The following is a 16,907-nucleotide window of genomic DNA, read 5'->3' as shown; positions in this document are numbered from 1 at the left end:
TACACAACTTAACTAATCTCTCATCTGTTTAAACTTTAAAAAAAATCAATTGCCCCTATTTCTTAAGTAATAGCAGCCATTCAATGAATATTTTACTTTTTGCTGCCGTTTCATGAATTTAAGGAGACAAACTCGATGACCAACTCTGGTTTATATCGCTCAAACCAACAAAGCATGATCGCTGGTGTAATGGGCGGTATTGCGGAACGATTTGGTTGGAATGCAAATTTATTACGCCTGATCTTTGTTGTGATCTCGATTATGAGTGCCGCCTTTCCAGGTATTTTGGTGTACTTCATTTTGTGGTTGGTCATTCCAAAACAGCAACAAGCTCGTGTTGACCATGTTCAAGGTTACAACCAGCCTGTGAAAACAGTTTATGAAGATCAAGGCATAAAACGTTAATTTCACTTTTACCTTTTTGGTCGCTACGGTTGAAATTACCCCTAATCCAACCGTAGCTTTTTTTATCTAAACCAATTTCCGGTTAAGCTGCTGTTGTAAGGCAGCGATCATATCTGCACGACTAATAATTCCCACCAAACGCTGATTTTCCACTACAGGAATATAGTTAAAAGACTTCTCTACAAAGTACGGCACTAAATCCTGAATTGGCTGTAACGGATCAACGGTCACCACTCTCCGACTCATAATCTGTCGCACAAAATGCTGCCATGAATTACGTGGATCGGTCGCGCCCTTAAACCATTCCACCACTTCGTATAAAGCCAGTGTTCCCACCAGATTTTCTTCTGCATTGACCACAGGCAAACTCATCAGATTAACCGCTTTGAATTTATCTAGTGCCTGATGAATATCATCATTTTCATGCAGTTTAATGACATCCCGACTCATAATATCCTGACAGACAAATGAGTTGACCAGACGCTCATTGGCATGCTCTTGCGCTTCTAAAATGATTTTTTCCAGATCATATTGGCTAATGTCCAATAGCTCGGTGTGATGCTCTAAAGCATATTCAATATCTTTCGGCTGGATCGAAACTTTCTGCGTTGGTGTTGGATCTTTCGATCGCTCATTCACATGTGCAGTTAAAGGATAATGGCGCCCAATCAAACGGTTAAATACCACCGCGAAAACCAGCAGTAAAATCGAGTTCAGAAGCACGGGATATAACACGAAATGGAAACCCAGCCGATGTACCGCTTCCCCGCCTAACACGGCAGTAATCGCCACTGCTCCACTCGGTGGATGGAGAGAATCTGTGGTCATCATCATAAAAATTGCTAACCCGACGGCCACACTAAAAGCGCTCGTTAGGTCAGGCAAAAATTGAGTGCAAGCAACGCCGATTAAACCCGCTAATGTATTACCAACCACCACATTCCACGGTTGCGCTAAGGGGCTATTGGGCACGGCAAATAGCAGTACCGAAGAAGCGCCCATGGGTGCAATGTACCACGCATTCATACCACCCAAGACATACCAGCTAATGAGTGAAGAAATCGCCAAGCCACATAAAGCGCCGATACCTGAAAGCATCCTCTCTCTCAAAGGCAGGACTTTATAATTAGGTTTAAGAAAATTTAGCCAGTCTGATTGGGTAGAGCTCACAATGCACCTTGCTGGAATAGTGTTGTTTTATTCGAGGCAGAAGTATACGCCTACTCGGGCTTAAGATGTATTTAAATTATAGTTTTAGATTATGAGTAAAGTTGTTGAAAATAAAATTTATCAGTTCAGATACTCCTGAAGCTGCTCGAGTCGTTCGCCATATTTTTGCATTGGACAATATTCATACATCGGTGAGCCGATATACGCACCAGCATTAAGGCACTCTTGCTCAACAAAGCTTTTCCACAATTGTTGTGATTTCATAATATCGCTATAGCGCTCAGGCTGTTGATATTCTTGACTCTGTTTTTTAATTTGATCCAGTACTTGGACAATCTGCTTTGCATACAGTGTCTTGGTTCTATGACTACAGATGTCCACCACTGCATTATTGATATTCCCGAGCCCGAGTTCCTGAATGGTTTCGTCAACACATACGCTATAAGCATCCGTTGATTTACTTTCTGTCTCGGCAAAGGCATGCATGCTCGAAAAACTCATCGCAAGCAAGAATACTTTAAAATTTAATTTGGTCATTTTTCGGCTCTTTGTTTTAATCATTTTTAAAGTCATTATCAAAAAATCAAGAACAAGATTATTATCTACTCAGATTACGTTACCAGTGCAAGTGTGCCTCGAACAAATCCATGTTCAAAATACAGTAATGCACTTAAACATATTTTTCATTGAGATAACGCCAATAACGTTTCGGCAAATATTGCACATGTAATTTGATATTTTGTCGTTCTTTAATATTGATACTATTGAAATAATCCTTCCATAATTGATCATATAACGCCTCCTGCTCATCTAGCTCTAACTGGAAGCTTTGGCTAAAGCCCGTTTCGATATTACGGTCAACCTCTTTCACATCCATCAAAACTTCATGAATCTCATGCAAGTCATAATACAGCCCATATTGACGCTTCTCATCGTAAATCAGCCAGCGCTGGTCCTGATAACGGCGTTTAAAATGCGGTTGGATCAAAGGCAACACATTAAAATCAGGCCGTACCAGACTGAGAAATAGCCCATCTGTCGTTTTCTTAAAGCGAATAAACGCCTCCATCCGATGCTTTTCACGTCCGACTTTTTTAGTCCATTGCGAAATCGCTAACACACTTGGATGTAAATAGTCCTTTTCAACTGAAAGCTGCTGCTGGAACACATAAATACAGTAATTAAATAAATGCTGATATGCCTCAATCGATTCAGATAAAGACGTAAAATAAAATTGCCTTAACGCCGATTGCGACAACTTTTGTTGCAGGCCTGACCAGACTCGTTGAGCATGCTGCTCATGCGTCGGCACCTCAATAAGACTGGCAAATAAGCCATGTTGTGTTTGATTTTCCAGACACAGTTGCACCTCAAATTCTTTGAACTGAAAGGCTCGAAAAACACAACTCAGCAACCCTGCCATTGAGCCATCAAAGCAATACGCCACTGGTGCATTGAACACGGCTAAAATCCCAAACTAAGTTGCGGTGATAATTGTTGCACGTACTTAGATGAACCTTGCGTCAAGATTTGCTGGCGGATGTAATTGGGTGACAGTTCTTTCTGAAAACGCGGACTATCTTCACAACGAATAAAAAATTTCGCCCGCGAATAGGCCACACCGAGCTGTTTCAATAAATCAATATGGATCTTGCCAAAACGACGGGCCTGTACAATTTTCTTGGCTGATTTCACCCCGATGCCGGGCACACGCAGCACCATCTGATAATCGGCACGATTTAAATCTACGGGGAATTGTTCAGGATGACGTAAAGCCCAGCTCAGCTTTGGATCAATATCCAAATCCAGATGCGGAAAACGCTCATCCACAATTTCATTGACCTGAAAGCCATAAAAACGCATCAACCAGTCACTTTGATAAAGCCGATTTTCACGTAATAATGGCGGTGCCGAACCCACTGCGGGCAAATAATTATTTTCGGTATTAATCGGGATATAGCCTGAGAAATATACCCGTTTGAGTTTAAATTCTTTATAGTGCCGATCCGCCATTAACAACACATCCTGATCGGTTTCCTGATGTGCACCCACCACCATTTGTGTGGTTTGCCCCGCTGGTACATATTTGGGGACGTGCTTGATCACCTGACGTTCATCTTTCAACTGAATCAGGCGATCTCGAACTAAACCCAAATCTTTTTGTACTTCCTGATGCGACTTTTCAGGGGCAAAAGTTTTCAGTCCGACTTCTGTCGGCATTTCCAGATTAATGCTCATTCGGTCAGCATACAATCCAGCTTCATGAATCAGTTCTGGTGAAGCCCCCGGAATGGTTTTGAGATGAATATAACCATTAAAGTTTTCTTCAAGACGCAGTTTTTTAACGACCTGTAACATGCGCTCCATGGTGTAATCTGCGGACTTGAAAATACCTGAACTGAGAAATAGCCCTTCAATATAATTACGACGATAGAAGTTAATGGTCAGGTCAACCACTTCCTGCACGGTAAAGGCCGCACGTTTCACATCATTAGAACGGCGTGATACGCAATAAGCGCAATCAAAAATACAGACATTACTGAACAGGATTTTCAGCAAAGATACACAGCGTCCATCTTCGGTATAGCTATGACAAATCCCCGAATGACTGGCATTCCCTAGCCCCTTATCTTTATTTTTACGGTCACTGCCGCTGGAGGAACAGGACACGTCATATTTGGCAGCGTCCGCAAGAATCTGGAGTTTTTCACGAATGCGATCAGACATTTCAAACGACCTGAAGAAACAGAGAATATCGTTTAAAAATTAGCATTTCAAAGTTGTGAAATTAAGTACCCAAAAGATGCAATACGTCATGAGGTGACGTGTGGATTTTCACTTTAAATCCAGCCGACTTATTTCAACGTCATTTAATCGATCTATAAATATAATTAAGAAGAATCGATCTATTTTTTATTTCTGATCAGAACTTGCGGGCGAACTGTTAGAAGCCTTTGCCACTCACCACCAAAATCCTTATACTTAACCACAATTTTTGTTTGATTCCAGTGGATGCACCATGAGTCGTGCTATATCGCATATTGACACATTTCAGGGCTTGATTCTTGCCCTACAAAACTATTGGGCGGAGCAAGGCTGCGTCGTATTACAACCATATGATATGGAAATGGGCGCAGGGACATTCCACACTGCAACCTTCTTACGTGCTTTAGGGCCAGAAACCTGGAACGCGGCTTATGTTCAACCTTCACGTCGTCCAAAAGACGGTCGTTATGGTGAGAACCCAAACCGTTTACAACACTACTATCAGTTCCAAGTGGTGCTTAAGCCAAACCCGGATAATATCCAGCAGCTTTATCTCGATTCATTAAAAGCAATCGGCATTGATACCCTAACTCACGACATTCGTTTCGTGGAAGATAACTGGGAATCTCCAACACTTGGCGCTTGGGGCTTAGGTTGGGAAGTCTGGTTAAATGGTATGGAAGTGACTCAGTTCACTTACTTCCAGCAAGTGGGTGGGATTGAATGTTACCCAGTCACAGGTGAGATCACTTATGGCTTAGAACGTCTGGCAATGTACCTGCAAGGTGTAGACTCAGTTTACGATCTTGTTTGGACCAAAGGTCAATTCGGTACAGTAACTTACGGTGATGTATTCCATCAAAACGAAGTTGAGCAATCAACCTATAACTTCGAATATGCACCAGTCGATAAAATGTTTGAATTATTCGACTTCTATGAAGCCGAAGCCTCTCGTTTAATCGAAGCTGAATTGCCACTTCCAGCCTACGAACAAGTGATCAAAGCATCACATTGCTTTAACTTGCTCGATGCACGTGGTGCGATTTCTGTGACTGAACGTCAACGTTATATTTTACGTGTTCGTACTTTGGCGCGTTCAATTGCACAAAGTTATGTGGCTGCCCGTGCCAAACTTGGTTTCCCAATGGCAGAACCACATTTGCGTGATGAAGTATTGGCCCAGCTCAAAGCACAAGTTGAGGCAGAAGCAGCCCAAGCTGAAAAAGCGAAGGAGAATAAATAATGACGAAGCATACAGTTTTATTCGAACTTGGCTGTGAAGAACTTCCACCGAAAAGCTTAAAAACCTTACGTGATGCACTCAAAGCAGAAACTGAAAAAGGCTTAAAAGATGCAGGCTTAAATTTCGCCGCTATCGAAGCCTATGCTGCACCACGTCGTTTAGCATTGAAAATTGTTGATATCGATGCGGCTCAAGCAGATACACAAAAACGTTTTGACGGCCCTGCTGTACAAGCTGCCTATGATGCTGAAAGCAAACCGACCAAAGCACTTGAAGGCTTTATGCGCGGTCAAGGCATTACAGTTGATCAGCTTTCAACTTTCCAAGCAGGTAAAGTTGAAAAAGTATGCTTCCTGAAAGATGTCAAAGGTCAAAGCCTTGACGTTTTACTACCGCAAATTTTACAGACTGCATTGGACAACTTACCAATCGCAAAACGTATGCGCTCAGCGGCAAGCCGTATTGAATTCGTACGTCCAGTAAAATGGGTCGTGCTACTAAAAGATGCTCAAGTCATTGATGCAACCATTCAAGATCATAAAACAGGTAATGTGACTTATGGTCACCGTTTCCATGCACCTGAAGCAGTGACTTTGACGCATGCAAATGACTATTTGACGACTTTAGAAAAAGCGTATGTCGTTGCAGATTTTGAAAAGCGTCAAAACACGATTCAAGCACAAGTGAAGACATTGGCAGATGAAGTCAATGCGACTGCAATTGTGCCAGCAGACTTGCTTGATGAAGTAACTAGCTTGGTTGAGTGGCCAGTTGCTTTACGTGCAACTTTCGAAGAGCGTTATTTGGCTGTTCCGCAAGAAGCCTTGATTACCACCATGCAGGATAACCAGAAGTATTTCTGTTTAATCAATGCCGAAGGTAAATTACAGCCTTACTTCATTACCGTTTCAAATATTGAGTCTAAAGATCCGACTCAAATTATTGAAGGAAATGAGAAAGTTGTTCGCCCTCGTTTGTCTGATGCCGAATTCTTCTTCTTACAAGACCAAAAGCAACCGCTTGCATCTCGTAAAGAAAAATTAGCCAACATGGTGTTCCAAGCGCAATTGGGTACGCTTTGGAATAAATCTGAACGTATTGCGAAACTGGCTGTGGCATTGTCGCCGATTACAGGTGCAAATGCTGCCGATGCAGAGAAAGCAGCATTATTGGCTAAATGTGACCTAACTTCTGAGCTTGTTGGTGAATTCCCTGAACTTCAAGGGATCGCTGGCACATACTATGCTCGCCTTGAAGGTGAGAATCATGAAGTTGCTGAAGCTTTAGGTGAGCAGTATTTACCTAAGTTTGCAGGCGATGTATTACCGCAAACCAAAACTGGTACAACCATTGCTCTTGCGGACCGTTTAGATACATTGGTTGGTATTTTCGGTATTGGTCAAGCACCAACAGGTTCGAAAGATCCATTTGCATTACGTCGTTCTGCGATTGGTATCTTGCGTTTAATCATTGAAAATGAATTAGACATTACCATTGAAGAATTGGTGAACTTTGCATTGCAAGGTTATGGCGACATCATCAAAGATCACGATAAGACACGTACCGATGCAGTTGCTTTCCTTGAAGGCCGTTACCGTGCTAAATACGAAGATCAAGGCGTTGCAGTTGATGTGATTCAGGCTGTTCAAGCGCTTGCACCAAAATCTCCACTGGATTTTGATAAGCGTGTGACTGCGGTCAATCATTTCCGTACCTTGCCAGAAGCGGCTGCATTGGCTGCGGCAAATAAACGTGTTGCCAATATTCTTGCCAAAGAAGCGACTCCTGAAGGTGCTGTGGTTGAAGCGAATCTGGTAGAAGCTGCTGAAAAAGCACTTTATGCAGAACTTCAAGCATTGACGCCTGTGGTTCAACCATTGCTTGCTGCACGTAACTATACAGAAGCCTTGTCTAAGCTTGCTGCACTTCGCGCACCAATCGATGCCTTCTTTGAAGGTGTGATGGTGATGGCAGATGATGCAGAGTTAAAAGCTAACCGCTTACGTTTACTCGCTCAATTGCGTGATTTGTTCACGGCAATTGCGGATGTAAGTGTGTTACAGGGTTAAGCTCTCAGCTCATCTTCAATAAAGGGATCTTTTATAGATCCCTTTATTCTTTCTCACTAGAAATTCATCCTTTATACATAACTGTATCAATTTCATATCATCCCCTCTCTTTTCTTCTACCGAACGATAAGATATAAAATCTCGAATGCGACACTATCGCTGAAAGGACAGAAAAGATGATGAATAAAGTACAACTCTTATGTTTAACCACTGCACTCGCGGCCTCGTCTTCTCTCTGGGCAGCAGATACAACAAACACCACAACAACTGTATCAAATGCAGAACCTGAAAAAGCGATGCCTTATGGCGACAACCCAAGTATCGGTCGTGTATTACTTTATAAAACAGGTAAAGGCATGCAGAACTTAGGCAACTCAATTCAAGGTGCATCTGAAAACACATCTCAAAAGATCAGTGAAAGATGGCAAGACACCAAGAAATATACTGAAGAACAATCTGAAGTTGTTCAAACACAAGCAGAGAAAGCTAAACAATTTACGGCTAAAAAATGGCAAGACACCAAAGATGCAGTCGTCGGGACCAATGAAGGAAATGTTCCAATTGAGCGTGCTGGACTCAGTCAACCTTCATCGAATTAATCAAAAAAACCTCTAGCTAAATACTAGAGGTTTTTCTATCTCACTTGAGCTTAAACAGGCTCGGTCTGTGGTTCGACCTCACGATCAATCAGGTATTCATTTAAATTAAAATGACTGAGTTGCTGACGCATCTTAAACGTCGTCCACGGCCATACCGTACTGTTACGCCCATTGCGGTCAATAAAATAACTCTGACAGCCGCCTTTATTCCAGACTGTGGTTTTTAAAGCCTCTTGTATACGTTGATTGAACTGGGCCATCCGCACAGGATCAGGTTCAATTGTTTGAATATTTTGCTGAATCGCCTGTTTGAGCGCATCAATAATATAGGCGAGTTGCGCTTCGATAATGATAAAAGCCGAAGAACTCACCGCAATATTTGGCCCAAACATCAAAAATCCATTTGGACAGTCAGCCACCATCGTTCCCATATAACCTTCTGGACTGCCCTGCCAAACCTCTGACATGCTTTGACCATGACGGTTAAAGACGCGTTGGGCAATTGGTGGTTCAGCCACTTCAAAACCTGTCCCGAGAATAATGACATCTGCCTCTACGCTGCGACCATCACTGGCAAATAATCGATTACCTTTAACTTCACTCAGGCCAGCAGCCACCACCTCAACATTCGGTTGTGCCAAAGCAGGATACCATTCATTGGACTGGAGAATACGCTTGCAACCAATCACATAATTCGGCGTGACTTTACGGCGTAATTCAGCATCTTTAATTCCCTGTTTAATGTGAAATTCAGCAATACGTTGTACTTGCTGCATCGCTGCATTACTTTGTAACCCGCCATTCAACGTCTCAAAAATGCCATATACCGAACCGCGCATAAGTGATTGAGCCACAGGTAGATATTTAAAAACTGTCTGGATCGGACGAGGCAAAGGCATATCCGACTTCGGCAAAACCCAGTGTGGTGTTCGTTGAAAGACAGTCAGTTGCTTTACCAAAGGTTGAATCTGGGGAATAAACTGGATGGCAGATGCGCCCGTGCCTATCACAGCCACGCGTTTTCCAGTTAAATCCAAATCATGCCGCCAACGCGAAGAATGGAAAATTTCCCCTTTAAAATCTTTTAATCCGTTCACATCAGGAATGACAGGCTCATGCATCGGGCCACACGCCATAATCGCAAACTGCGCATGAAACTCGCCTTGATTAGTACGTACAATCCAGCATTGTTGTTGATCTGACCAGCTTGCTGCCAATGCCTCATGCTGAAAATAGACATGCGGCAGTACCTGATATTTCTGTGCGGTATTTTGCAAATATTGTTTGATTTCAGCCTGTCCAGCGAACACTCGACTCCACGAAGGATTCGGTTCAAAAGAATAGGAATACAACGCCGAAGGCACATCACAGGCGCAACCGGGATAGGTATTTTCACGCCATACGCCACCCAGCTCATCCGCTTTCTCAAGCAAGATAAAATCATGAATGCCTGCTTCTTTCAGTTTGATCGCTGCCCCTAATCCCGCAAAACCACCACCAATGACGATGACCCGATGAAACGGTATAGCCTTCGATTTCATATTCATGCGCTCTTTTTTCCATCTTTTTATATCGACAACACTATGGCATTAACCCACAGCATGTTCATTATCAAGACAGGTCTTTTATCAGGTCATTTCTGACACAATTTGCTAAGCAGTATTACTATTGGATTTATTTAAAAAAATAAGCTTAAAATTTACAGTGTTATCTCAAAACATGCATTGAACTTCACGCCCCTAGACCACACACTAAAATGATAATTTCATAGGACTGGAATTTTGCCCATGATGCGTCGCCCATTTAAAATTATTTTTATTTCGATATTTGGTGGAATGAGTTTCACAGCTTGCTCTACTTTTCAGACTCCGAATCCAAGTTCAGCGCAAAGTCTGGAACAGGTTAAAAATATTGGTGCTTCTCCAACAACAGAAGGCAATATTGCGAAACTGATGAAACAGGACAAAAATTGCGTTATTGAATTCACGGGTTATTTTGATGGTGGGCAAGCGGTCGAGCACTGGACCTTTAACCATTCAGGATTAATTTCAGCGAGTTCATCGACCCAACATACCACGCTTGTTTCAGCCAATACTTCAACAGCTTTTGACATTGATGATCCTGCTGTACAGGCAAATTTCAAGAAACTGCAAAGTAATTTCAGTGCGAATAATCTGGCACAATGTCATTAATTCCATAAAAAACTCGTTACATCGATGACTACGCGCTGTAACGAGTGATGGCTTTTAAACGATGCTTTGGATCAATCTTTAACTTATAAAATAAGTTTAATTCAGACTGAGTCCACTGGTTGCCGCGAGTAAATCGATACGTGGAAAAATTAAGCCTGTTCGTGCATCCCTGACTGTTTTACCTGTTGCCTTTAAACGGTTAATGCTCTGGTTAATGGTTTCTGATGGTCTTACATTATTTGCCCGCAATACAGCAATTGCGCCCGCGACATGAGGGGTGGCTTGTGATGTTCCTCCCATCCGATAACCACCTGCTGTAATCATCGCGCCTGGCGCAACAAGTGTGACCAGAGAGCCACCATTACTAAAGCACGTAATCTGGTCTGCCTGAGTCGTAGCATCGTTGCATACAGATGACTTGATTGAGCCCAGATTTGCATCATAAACTGCACCGACTCGTACTGCACCAGTCACGCATGCAGGCGAAGCAATACCATCGGCAAAGGCATCATTCCCCGCAGCAACCACAGGAACGACACCCGCATTCCGTGCTCTGGAAAAAGCAGTGCTATAACTACTATTGCGGCATTCAGACGTATATTTACGTCCAGGAACACTTAAACTCAGGTTAACCGCTTTAATATTATAAGTTCTTGCATTATTGACCGTCCAATTCAATCCAGCCAGAATATCACTGTCATAGGCAATATTCTGTTGTTGCCCATTGGTCACTACTGTTCGAAACGCATCAATACCAATGATCTTGGTTTGAGGTGCTACTTTTGCCACAATGCCTGAAACATTACTGCCATGCCCATCATTGTCGAGTTGATTATCATTCGGTGCACTATCAAAACTATAAACGACCCGACAGCTTGAAGCAGGTGTATTGACCGCAGTACAGCCAAAGTCAGCATGCTTATAATTCACACCTGTATCAATCACTGCCACACTGGTTCCCGCACCTGTAAAACCATTGTTTGCCGCTTGCGGCTGGTTAATTAAAGCTAAGCTTTCAATCGTGGTGGTCGTATTTCTACGGTTGGGATATACCCCTTTTACCATAGGATCATTTAAAATTTGAGCCAGTGTTTCCCGATTTTGAATCCGGTATAAACCCAAAGGCAAACCATTAAATTCTCGCAGCGTCTGAAAACCTTCTGTTCTGATCCATCTATTTTTAAACCGATTTTTACTATCCGCAATAAAATCTCGCTGTGCTGGATCTGACAGCGTATTTTCAGTATTTAGATCATATTCAATAATTAAGTCATTCGATTCATTGCTCACCAATGCATTAATATCAATTTTTCCTTGGGTAATTTTGTTGACAGCAGCAGCGCTGAATCGCTGTTTAAGCTGAGCCGAGTTGAGTGTTGCAGCAGAGGTTGTCGTTATACAAAAAACAGATAAACCGATAAATATTAAAATTTTATTGTTCACTTTTCATCTCCATCATTCTCAAATTAAGAATGGTTTTATTGTCTGGTTTCTTAAAAAAACCCTGATGATTTAAAGCTGTTTAATTTCGTTTGCAGGATCAGTCGCTGGATCAATCGGCTGTAGCGAAGGATCACTTTTCGTGTCATAAAATTCTGGTTCTTGTTGAGAAGTATCCGATAGATTGTCTAGCGTTGAATTGGTTGCTTGTTTGGTTTTTACCTCCATTTCTTGTATTTGGGTTGTTTCCGAATGACTCGGATGCTCTTGATAAACCGTGGTATTCACCATTGACTTGGTTGGCTGCAAATACATCACCACCATGCCTAGTCCAATTAAAACCAGTAAAAATGCTGCCATCTTTTTCATTCTGTTCTCCAGCGCCTCATACTCACCAAGATTTGGCTTCTACTTCTTCTATTTAATACAATTATTCTTTAGAAACTAACTGCCACTCCCTTTTTAGTCTTCAAATAAAAACAACAGATACCCTCCATCAACAGATGAAGGATAAAAAATAAAGCTCCTTAAAAATAAAAATTATTATGCCGACGAAGCATGTTCAGACATGAATGAGTCTTGCTTCTTCTCATTTTTTAATCTTTTTTATATTATTTAGATATTCTTAATTTGTATATTTATTATTCTAAAATATAGAATAAATTTAGAATAACTGTTCATAACCTGCTAAATTATTATTTTAAAAATTAAACAAAATAAATTATTTACAACAACTTAAATTCAAATAAAAACTATATTTTTCATGTTTTTATTCCCGTAATCAATCTTCACAATTTCTATCTAAAGTGTGTTTGAGCTGTAATCTGGTTGTAATTTTTGATGAAAATCACACATTTCTACTTTTTAGCTCGCTATGATGCAATGGCGTTAATGAAGTACCACTTTACGGTACATCGCTAAGGAAATCGCAATGAAAAAAATGATCAAAACAGCTATCGTGACAACAAGTATCCTCGCTTCTGCTTCTGTTTTTGCACAGAGCGCTGAGGTGAACGCGAATGGCTCAGCTCAAGTCAACGTTCAATCAGGTGGCTTGCTTAAGGGTGTGACTGGCGCAGTAAAAAATACTGCTCAAGGCGTAGGTCACGTAGCACAAGGCGTAGGTCATACTGCACATAATGTAGGACATGCCGCTGTAAATACGGGCGTAACAGCCACTCAAAAAACTGTTGGAACAGCGACCCATATTGGTTCACATGTCGTGAACAAAACTGGTGAAGCAGTTAAAAATACAAAAGATTATGCGGTAGACAAAGCCGTTGATGGTAAAGAGATTGCAGCCGATACCACTGCAAATGTCAAAAAACGTATTGAAGACAAAAAAGCATCTAACCAACCTAAATCGTTAAATTTAGGTGCGCAAACCAATGCTCAAGCACAAGTAAATGGTAAAACCTCTGGTGTGAATGCCCAAACTGGCTTGAATGCAGATAAGAAAGGCCTTCAAACAGGTGCAAATGTCGGTGTGAAAGTTCTAGGCGTGAATGCCAATGTAAATACCAACGCAAAAATTGGTGCAAACTAATCCTTTAAGTCCGTTCTAAAAAAAGCCCTTTGCAATGCAAAGGGCTTTTTTATGGAAAAGATCTAGTTACATAGCTGTAGCTTGGTCTGCTCATCCACATTATTTTCAACAAAATGACTGAATCCCTGTTCATCACAGTTTAATGTCAGTTGCTTATAACTGATGCTACAAAACTCTGCATAGCGTTTAAACACCAGTGGTGACTGGTCTAAAGCCAAGGCTTCGCCGACTTTTACCAGCTTGTGAATACCACGGTCATTCATGGTCAATAAATAATTTTCATTATTCAGTTCAAGTTCCACCAATGCATTGGCTGTGACGTTTAACGGAACAAGATAGTTCAGATTGGCTGCAAGCGTATCTGGACGATAACTCTCTAGCTTTAAGCTCACCAGATTAAAGACCAGACAGGTCTCCTGAGCCGTCATAACGGTTGGCTTTGAACTGCCTGCCTGTTGCACGAAATGCGGCTGAATCCCGAGCTTATGCAGGTTCTGTTCTGTGCCCTGCTTAAGATTAAATAATTGCTGAACCAGCTTTTGCTTCATGATCGCATCAAAATAGCGTTCATCCAGTTCAAACTCATTCTTTTCTAAAATCTTTAATAAGGCATGATGATGTCTTGCCAGCAAGGCATCCAGTACATGACGATAATAGAATTTACTTTGCTTTTTGACTTCACGTACACGCTTGTAGAAATAAGTAATTTCAAAAGGTTTTTCAACAAAATCATTGAGCAATTGCGAACTTGCCAGAACCGAAAGTGCCTCATGACCAGTAAATGGCAAATGAATGACATGCATATTTGGCAATAAAGGCTGAATCTTTAAGAAATGCTCTTTATCTTCAGCAAAGTAGGGATCGTAAACAATAATGTATTCACGTGATGCATCCACTTCATCGGCCTGAATCTGCATGTCTTGATGAATACTTGCATCAAAAAACTCTGCATAACGGCGATCTTGAACGACATCTGGATCAATTGAATATTGTGGGACAAAAGCCACCACTTTTTGCATATTCAACAGGTTGGAATATTTAATCGCAGCATAGCCACCCATTGACCCGCCATAGCCCACAATTTCTTTGAATTGCTGCAAAATTGGCAGAATCTGTTGCTGCATCTGAAGCATGCTGCTTTTAGGAAACCATGATTTTTGTTTTGGCATAATGCCAAGGACGTTGTATTGATATTTTATTAATGATTTTTCAGCATTAATGGACATTCCTTTGGCGCGACTAATTAAATCGCCGAACGAAACCACTAAAGTGTTACTTGAACCTTTTAGAAAAATAACGCGAATATGTTCGTCTTCAAATACGATTTGCTTATCCATGCTCACACTGAAAAATTGATCCAAGGTCTGTAGCAAAAAGTCACCAAATGGTGGCTTTGCCAAACCATAATTGCGGAGTATCTTATTTTATAGAGATAAGACAGATTAAAAAGCGCAAAAGATGACACAATCCTTACACCCAGCCGCTCAAAAAGGCTTTAGTTTAGGTGCCGAACTGTACCAGCAGGTTCGTCCCAGTTACCCGCAAAATATTGCCATTTGGCTGCAAGATCCCCTCCAAATAGGTGAAAATTCCACTGTTATTGACCTTGGTTCGGGGACTGGCAAATTCTTACCCTACCTGTTACAGAGCAAGGCAAAAGTGATTGCGGTTGAACCTGTCGCTGAAATGTTACAACAGCTTCAGCACAGCCATCCACAGGTGAAATGTATTCAGGCTTCCAGCGATCAATTACCGCTGGCAGATGCTTCAATTGATGCCATTTTGTGTGCCCAGTCATTCCACTGGTTTGCGAATATTGAAACATTAACCGAAATGCATCGGGTACTGGCCCCATCGGGACATTTAGGGCTGATCTGGAATCAACGCGACACAACGGTTGATTGGGTTCAAGCACTGGCGGATGAAATTACACCTTTAGAAGGTGATACGCCACGTTATCACAGTGAGTTATGGAAACAGGTGTTTGAGCATCAGCAACTGTTTAACTTTGTTGAATTGCAGACCTTTCAGCAAAAACATCATGGCACGGTTGAGCAAGTGGTGAGTAAGCGTCTGCTATCGACCAGTTTTATTGCCGCCATGCCTGTCGCAGAACAACAACAGTTAAAAGCAAAGTTCGAACAAATTGTATTTGATTTTACAGGCTTAACTGCGCAAGATCAGATTGATTTCCCCTATACCACTTTTGCTTATCATTTTCAGAAAGCTGCAAACTAAATATTTATCGAGTTGATCCATGCCTAGTATTAAAACCACATTTGCCCTGACATGTATGCTCAGTTCAGCCCTGCTCTTGAGCGCATGTAATAAAGATAAACAACCGACTGCTCAACAAGAGCAGCAAAGCAGTTCCGCCAATGATACGATTGGTCAATTAAACCAGACGCCGATCAAACAGTTCCCTGCAACCGCAGATGATGGTCATGATATTGCAATACTGGATGACTATGACCGTCGTTTTACCGACATGAGCGATAGCATGGAAATGGAATTGGCGAAGATGAAAGAAGCCAATACCTTAACGCCAGAATTTGAACAACAACGCCAAAAGGACAATGTCAAATCTGCCCTGTCTATGTTGAAAGATCTGGAACTAAAAACCGAGCAAGGCCGTTACATTCAAGGCTTGCTGTATGATTATTGGGAACAGCAGGCTAAAGTTTTAGAACCGGCCAATACTTCAACAGCGGATAGCAACCAGCAAGTCAATCAGCTCAATGAATATCTACATGCACAAAGCCAGTTACATCACTGGAGAAGCACACAGACCGCTTAAACCAAAGTACAGGAAGAATAATTTACATGCATAAAAAAGAGGGATTTCGCGCCCTCTTTTTTATTTAAATACAGCATCCAGTTAAATATTCTGTTTCTCAATCCACTGAATTGAACTGACACGGAACAATTCACACGCACCATCGCCCACACCACCTGGGGTAAGCGATGATTTCCACACCAGATCTTTATCACGAATTTCGACCAGTTCGCCTTTTAACTGCACCAGATCACCACGCTTCACCTGTTTAATCTGTTTGGCAATTTCTGGATTGGCAGGAATAATGTGCATATTCGATACCATTTTTATTGCCTGATCGGGTGGAACAGGTAGTGTTTTCATTTTCCAGTTCAGGTAACGGTCATACTGTTGAACATCAATCGTCCGCGCAATCTGAGGGTCAGCAAAAAGTCCTAAACTGACCGCATAATCAATCGGAGAAAATTTGGCTTGCTCATCGTCATGATAGACTTTTGAACCGAGAATACGGAAGTTCCCATCAAAAGGCTTCAGTACCGAAATCGATTGATATTTCACAACGGGCGCTAAACCATTGGCAATATTGTATTCTTCCCCACTGGTCGATGCATGTGTCTGCCCAATTGCAACAACCATGCATAAACTCATCAACAGACGTTTTTTCATGGCTCAATCATCCTCAAAATAACGAAAAACTTAGA

At 41.7% G+C, this 16,907-nt stretch carries 17 protein-coding genes; 8 read left to right on the top strand and 9 right to left on the bottom strand.

The window, feature by feature from the left end; genetic code table 11:
* Positions 1-135 precede the first annotated feature (135 nt).
* Positions 136-405 (top strand): PspC domain-containing protein, encoded by a 270-nt coding sequence (locus AWW72_RS04960; RefSeq protein WP_062846611.1) that lies wholly within the window; start codon positions 136-138, stop codon positions 403-405.
* Between the two features lie 66 nt (positions 406-471).
* On the opposite strand, the gene AWW72_RS04955 is transcribed toward AWW72_RS04960, so the two are convergent.
* The 4 genes from AWW72_RS04955 to AWW72_RS04940 form a co-directional block, all read right to left on the bottom strand.
* Positions 472-1,575 (bottom strand): HPP family protein, encoded by a 1,104-nt coding sequence (locus AWW72_RS04955; protein ID WP_062846610.1) that lies wholly within the window; start codon positions 1,573-1,575, stop codon positions 472-474.
* Positions 1,576-1,695: 120 nt separating this feature from the next.
* Positions 1,696-2,112, bottom strand: a complete 417-nt coding sequence (locus AWW72_RS04950) for a lysozyme inhibitor LprI family protein (RefSeq protein ID WP_062846654.1) — start codon at positions 2,110-2,112, stop codon at positions 1,696-1,698.
* 133 nt (positions 2,113-2,245) lie between these two features.
* Positions 2,246-3,037 carry a TIGR03915 family putative DNA repair protein gene (locus AWW72_RS04945; RefSeq protein WP_081410360.1) on the bottom strand — a complete coding sequence of 264 codons (792 nt, stop codon included), beginning with the start codon at positions 3,035-3,037 and terminating at the stop codon, positions 2,246-2,248.
* A gap of 2 nt (positions 3,038-3,039) precedes the next feature.
* On the bottom strand, positions 3,040-4,302 hold the full coding sequence (locus tag AWW72_RS04940) for a putative DNA modification/repair radical SAM protein (RefSeq protein WP_062846609.1): 1,263 nt from the start codon (positions 4,300-4,302) through the stop codon (positions 3,040-3,042).
* A 292-nt stretch (positions 4,303-4,594) separates the two neighbouring features.
* Here AWW72_RS04940 and glyQ point away from each other — a divergent pair, with 292 nt between their 5' ends.
* The 3 genes from glyQ (at position 4,595) to AWW72_RS04925 (ending at position 8,252) form a co-directional block, all read left to right on the top strand.
* On the top strand, positions 4,595-5,584 hold the full coding sequence (gene glyQ / locus AWW72_RS04935) for a glycine--tRNA ligase subunit alpha (RefSeq protein ID WP_004775941.1): 990 nt from the start codon (positions 4,595-4,597) through the stop codon (positions 5,582-5,584).
* Positions 5,584-7,653: a glycine--tRNA ligase subunit beta gene (gene glyS / locus AWW72_RS04930; protein WP_062846608.1), complete on the top strand. Its 2,070-nt coding sequence runs from the start codon at positions 5,584-5,586 to the stop codon at positions 7,651-7,653. The genes glyQ and glyS overlap by 1 nt, the downstream gene beginning before the upstream one ends.
* 176 nt (positions 7,654-7,829) lie before the next feature.
* A complete protein-coding gene (locus tag AWW72_RS04925) occupies positions 7,830-8,252 on the top strand; it encodes a hypothetical protein (RefSeq protein ID WP_062846607.1) in 423 nt (140 codons plus the stop codon).
* 50 nt (positions 8,253-8,302) lie between these two features.
* On the opposite strand, the gene AWW72_RS04920 is transcribed toward AWW72_RS04925, so the two are convergent.
* Positions 8,303-9,799 carry a flavin-containing monooxygenase gene (locus AWW72_RS04920; RefSeq protein WP_062846606.1) on the bottom strand — a complete coding sequence of 499 codons (1,497 nt, stop codon included), beginning with the start codon at positions 9,797-9,799 and terminating at the stop codon, positions 8,303-8,305.
* A gap of 240 nt (positions 9,800-10,039) precedes the next feature.
* Here AWW72_RS04920 and AWW72_RS04915 point away from each other — a divergent pair, with 240 nt between their 5' ends.
* The gene (locus tag AWW72_RS04915) at positions 10,040-10,444 is read left to right on the top strand and encodes a hypothetical protein (RefSeq protein WP_062846605.1); all 405 of its coding nucleotides are present in this window, start codon (positions 10,040-10,042) and stop codon (positions 10,442-10,444) included.
* Positions 10,445-10,540: 96 nt separating this feature from the next.
* Here AWW72_RS04915 and AWW72_RS04910 read toward each other — a convergent pair whose 3' ends face one another.
* Together AWW72_RS04910 and AWW72_RS04905 are read right to left on the bottom strand one after the other, a co-directional pair.
* On the bottom strand, positions 10,541-11,887 hold the full coding sequence (locus tag AWW72_RS04910; protein ID WP_062846604.1) for a S8 family peptidase: 1,347 nt from the start codon (positions 11,885-11,887) through the stop codon (positions 10,541-10,543).
* Positions 11,888-11,956: 69 nt separating this feature from the next.
* On the bottom strand, positions 11,957-12,253 hold the full coding sequence (locus tag AWW72_RS04905; protein ID WP_062846603.1) for a hypothetical protein: 297 nt from the start codon (positions 12,251-12,253) through the stop codon (positions 11,957-11,959).
* A 562-nt stretch (positions 12,254-12,815) separates the two neighbouring features.
* Here AWW72_RS04905 and AWW72_RS04900 point away from each other — a divergent pair.
* Positions 12,816-13,430 (top strand): hypothetical protein, encoded by a 615-nt coding sequence (locus tag AWW72_RS04900; protein ID WP_062846602.1) that lies wholly within the window; start codon positions 12,816-12,818, stop codon positions 13,428-13,430.
* A gap of 62 nt (positions 13,431-13,492) precedes the next feature.
* On the opposite strand, the gene AWW72_RS04895 is transcribed toward AWW72_RS04900, so the two are convergent.
* The gene (locus tag AWW72_RS04895) at positions 13,493-14,767 is read right to left on the bottom strand and encodes a hypothetical protein (RefSeq protein ID WP_062846652.1); all 1,275 of its coding nucleotides are present in this window, start codon (positions 14,765-14,767) and stop codon (positions 13,493-13,495) included.
* A gap of 121 nt (positions 14,768-14,888) precedes the next feature.
* Between AWW72_RS04895 and AWW72_RS04890 the strand changes: the two genes are divergently transcribed.
* Positions 14,889-15,668 carry a class I SAM-dependent methyltransferase gene (locus tag AWW72_RS04890; protein ID WP_062846601.1) on the top strand — a complete coding sequence of 260 codons (780 nt, stop codon included), beginning with the start codon at positions 14,889-14,891 and terminating at the stop codon, positions 15,666-15,668.
* Positions 15,669-15,687: 19 nt separating this feature from the next.
* The gene (locus AWW72_RS04885) at positions 15,688-16,227 is read left to right on the top strand and encodes a hypothetical protein (RefSeq protein WP_062846600.1); all 540 of its coding nucleotides are present in this window, start codon (positions 15,688-15,690) and stop codon (positions 16,225-16,227) included.
* A gap of 81 nt (positions 16,228-16,308) precedes the next feature.
* On the opposite strand, the gene AWW72_RS04880 is transcribed toward AWW72_RS04885, so the two are convergent.
* Positions 16,309-16,872, bottom strand: coding sequence for a hypothetical protein (locus tag AWW72_RS04880; RefSeq protein ID WP_004775961.1), 564 nt, complete (start codon positions 16,870-16,872; stop codon positions 16,309-16,311).
* Positions 16,873-16,907: the final 35 nt, after the last annotated feature.

It is taken from the genome of Acinetobacter sp. NRRL B-65365, from assembly GCF_001605865.1.
Taxonomy (GTDB): domain Bacteria; phylum Pseudomonadota; class Gammaproteobacteria; order Pseudomonadales; family Moraxellaceae; genus Acinetobacter; species Acinetobacter vivianii.
Note: the sequence above shows the minus strand (reverse complement) of the source record. Positions and strands in the feature narration are given on the sequence as shown.

What these genes read in the sequence shown, in the direction of transcription:
- AWW72_RS04925 (WP_062846607.1), top strand. Translation starts at nt 7,830, where the DNA reads ATGATGAATAAAGTACAACTCTTATGTTTAACCACTGCACTCGCGGCC.
- AWW72_RS04950 (WP_062846654.1), bottom strand. Translation starts at nt 2,112, where the DNA reads ATGACCAAATTAAATTTTAAAGTATTCTTGCTTGCGATGAGTTTTTCG.
- AWW72_RS04880 (WP_004775961.1), bottom strand. Translation starts at nt 16,872, where the DNA reads ATGAAAAAACGTCTGTTGATGAGTTTATGCATGGTTGTTGCAATTGGG.
- AWW72_RS04905 (WP_062846603.1), bottom strand. Translation starts at nt 12,253, where the DNA reads ATGAAAAAGATGGCAGCATTTTTACTGGTTTTAATTGGACTAGGCATG.
- glyQ (WP_004775941.1), top strand. Translation starts at nt 4,595, where the DNA reads ATGAGTCGTGCTATATCGCATATTGACACATTTCAGGGCTTGATTCTT.
- AWW72_RS04895 (WP_062846652.1), bottom strand. Translation starts at nt 14,767, where the DNA reads ATGGATAAGCAAATCGTATTTGAAGACGAACATATTCGCGTTATTTTT.
- glyS (WP_062846608.1), top strand. Translation starts at nt 5,584, where the DNA reads ATGACGAAGCATACAGTTTTATTCGAACTTGGCTGTGAAGAACTTCCA.
- AWW72_RS04885 (WP_062846600.1), top strand. Translation starts at nt 15,688, where the DNA reads ATGCCTAGTATTAAAACCACATTTGCCCTGACATGTATGCTCAGTTCA.
- AWW72_RS04890 (WP_062846601.1), top strand. Translation starts at nt 14,889, where the DNA reads ATGACACAATCCTTACACCCAGCCGCTCAAAAAGGCTTTAGTTTAGGT.
- AWW72_RS04940 (WP_062846609.1), bottom strand. Translation starts at nt 4,302, where the DNA reads ATGTCTGATCGCATTCGTGAAAAACTCCAGATTCTTGCGGACGCTGCC.
- AWW72_RS04915 (WP_062846605.1), top strand. Translation starts at nt 10,040, where the DNA reads ATGATGCGTCGCCCATTTAAAATTATTTTTATTTCGATATTTGGTGGA.
- AWW72_RS04900 (WP_062846602.1), top strand. Translation starts at nt 12,816, where the DNA reads ATGAAAAAAATGATCAAAACAGCTATCGTGACAACAAGTATCCTCGCT.
- AWW72_RS04960 (WP_062846611.1), top strand. Translation starts at nt 136, where the DNA reads ATGACCAACTCTGGTTTATATCGCTCAAACCAACAAAGCATGATCGCT.
- AWW72_RS04920 (WP_062846606.1), bottom strand. Translation starts at nt 9,799, where the DNA reads ATGAATATGAAATCGAAGGCTATACCGTTTCATCGGGTCATCGTCATT.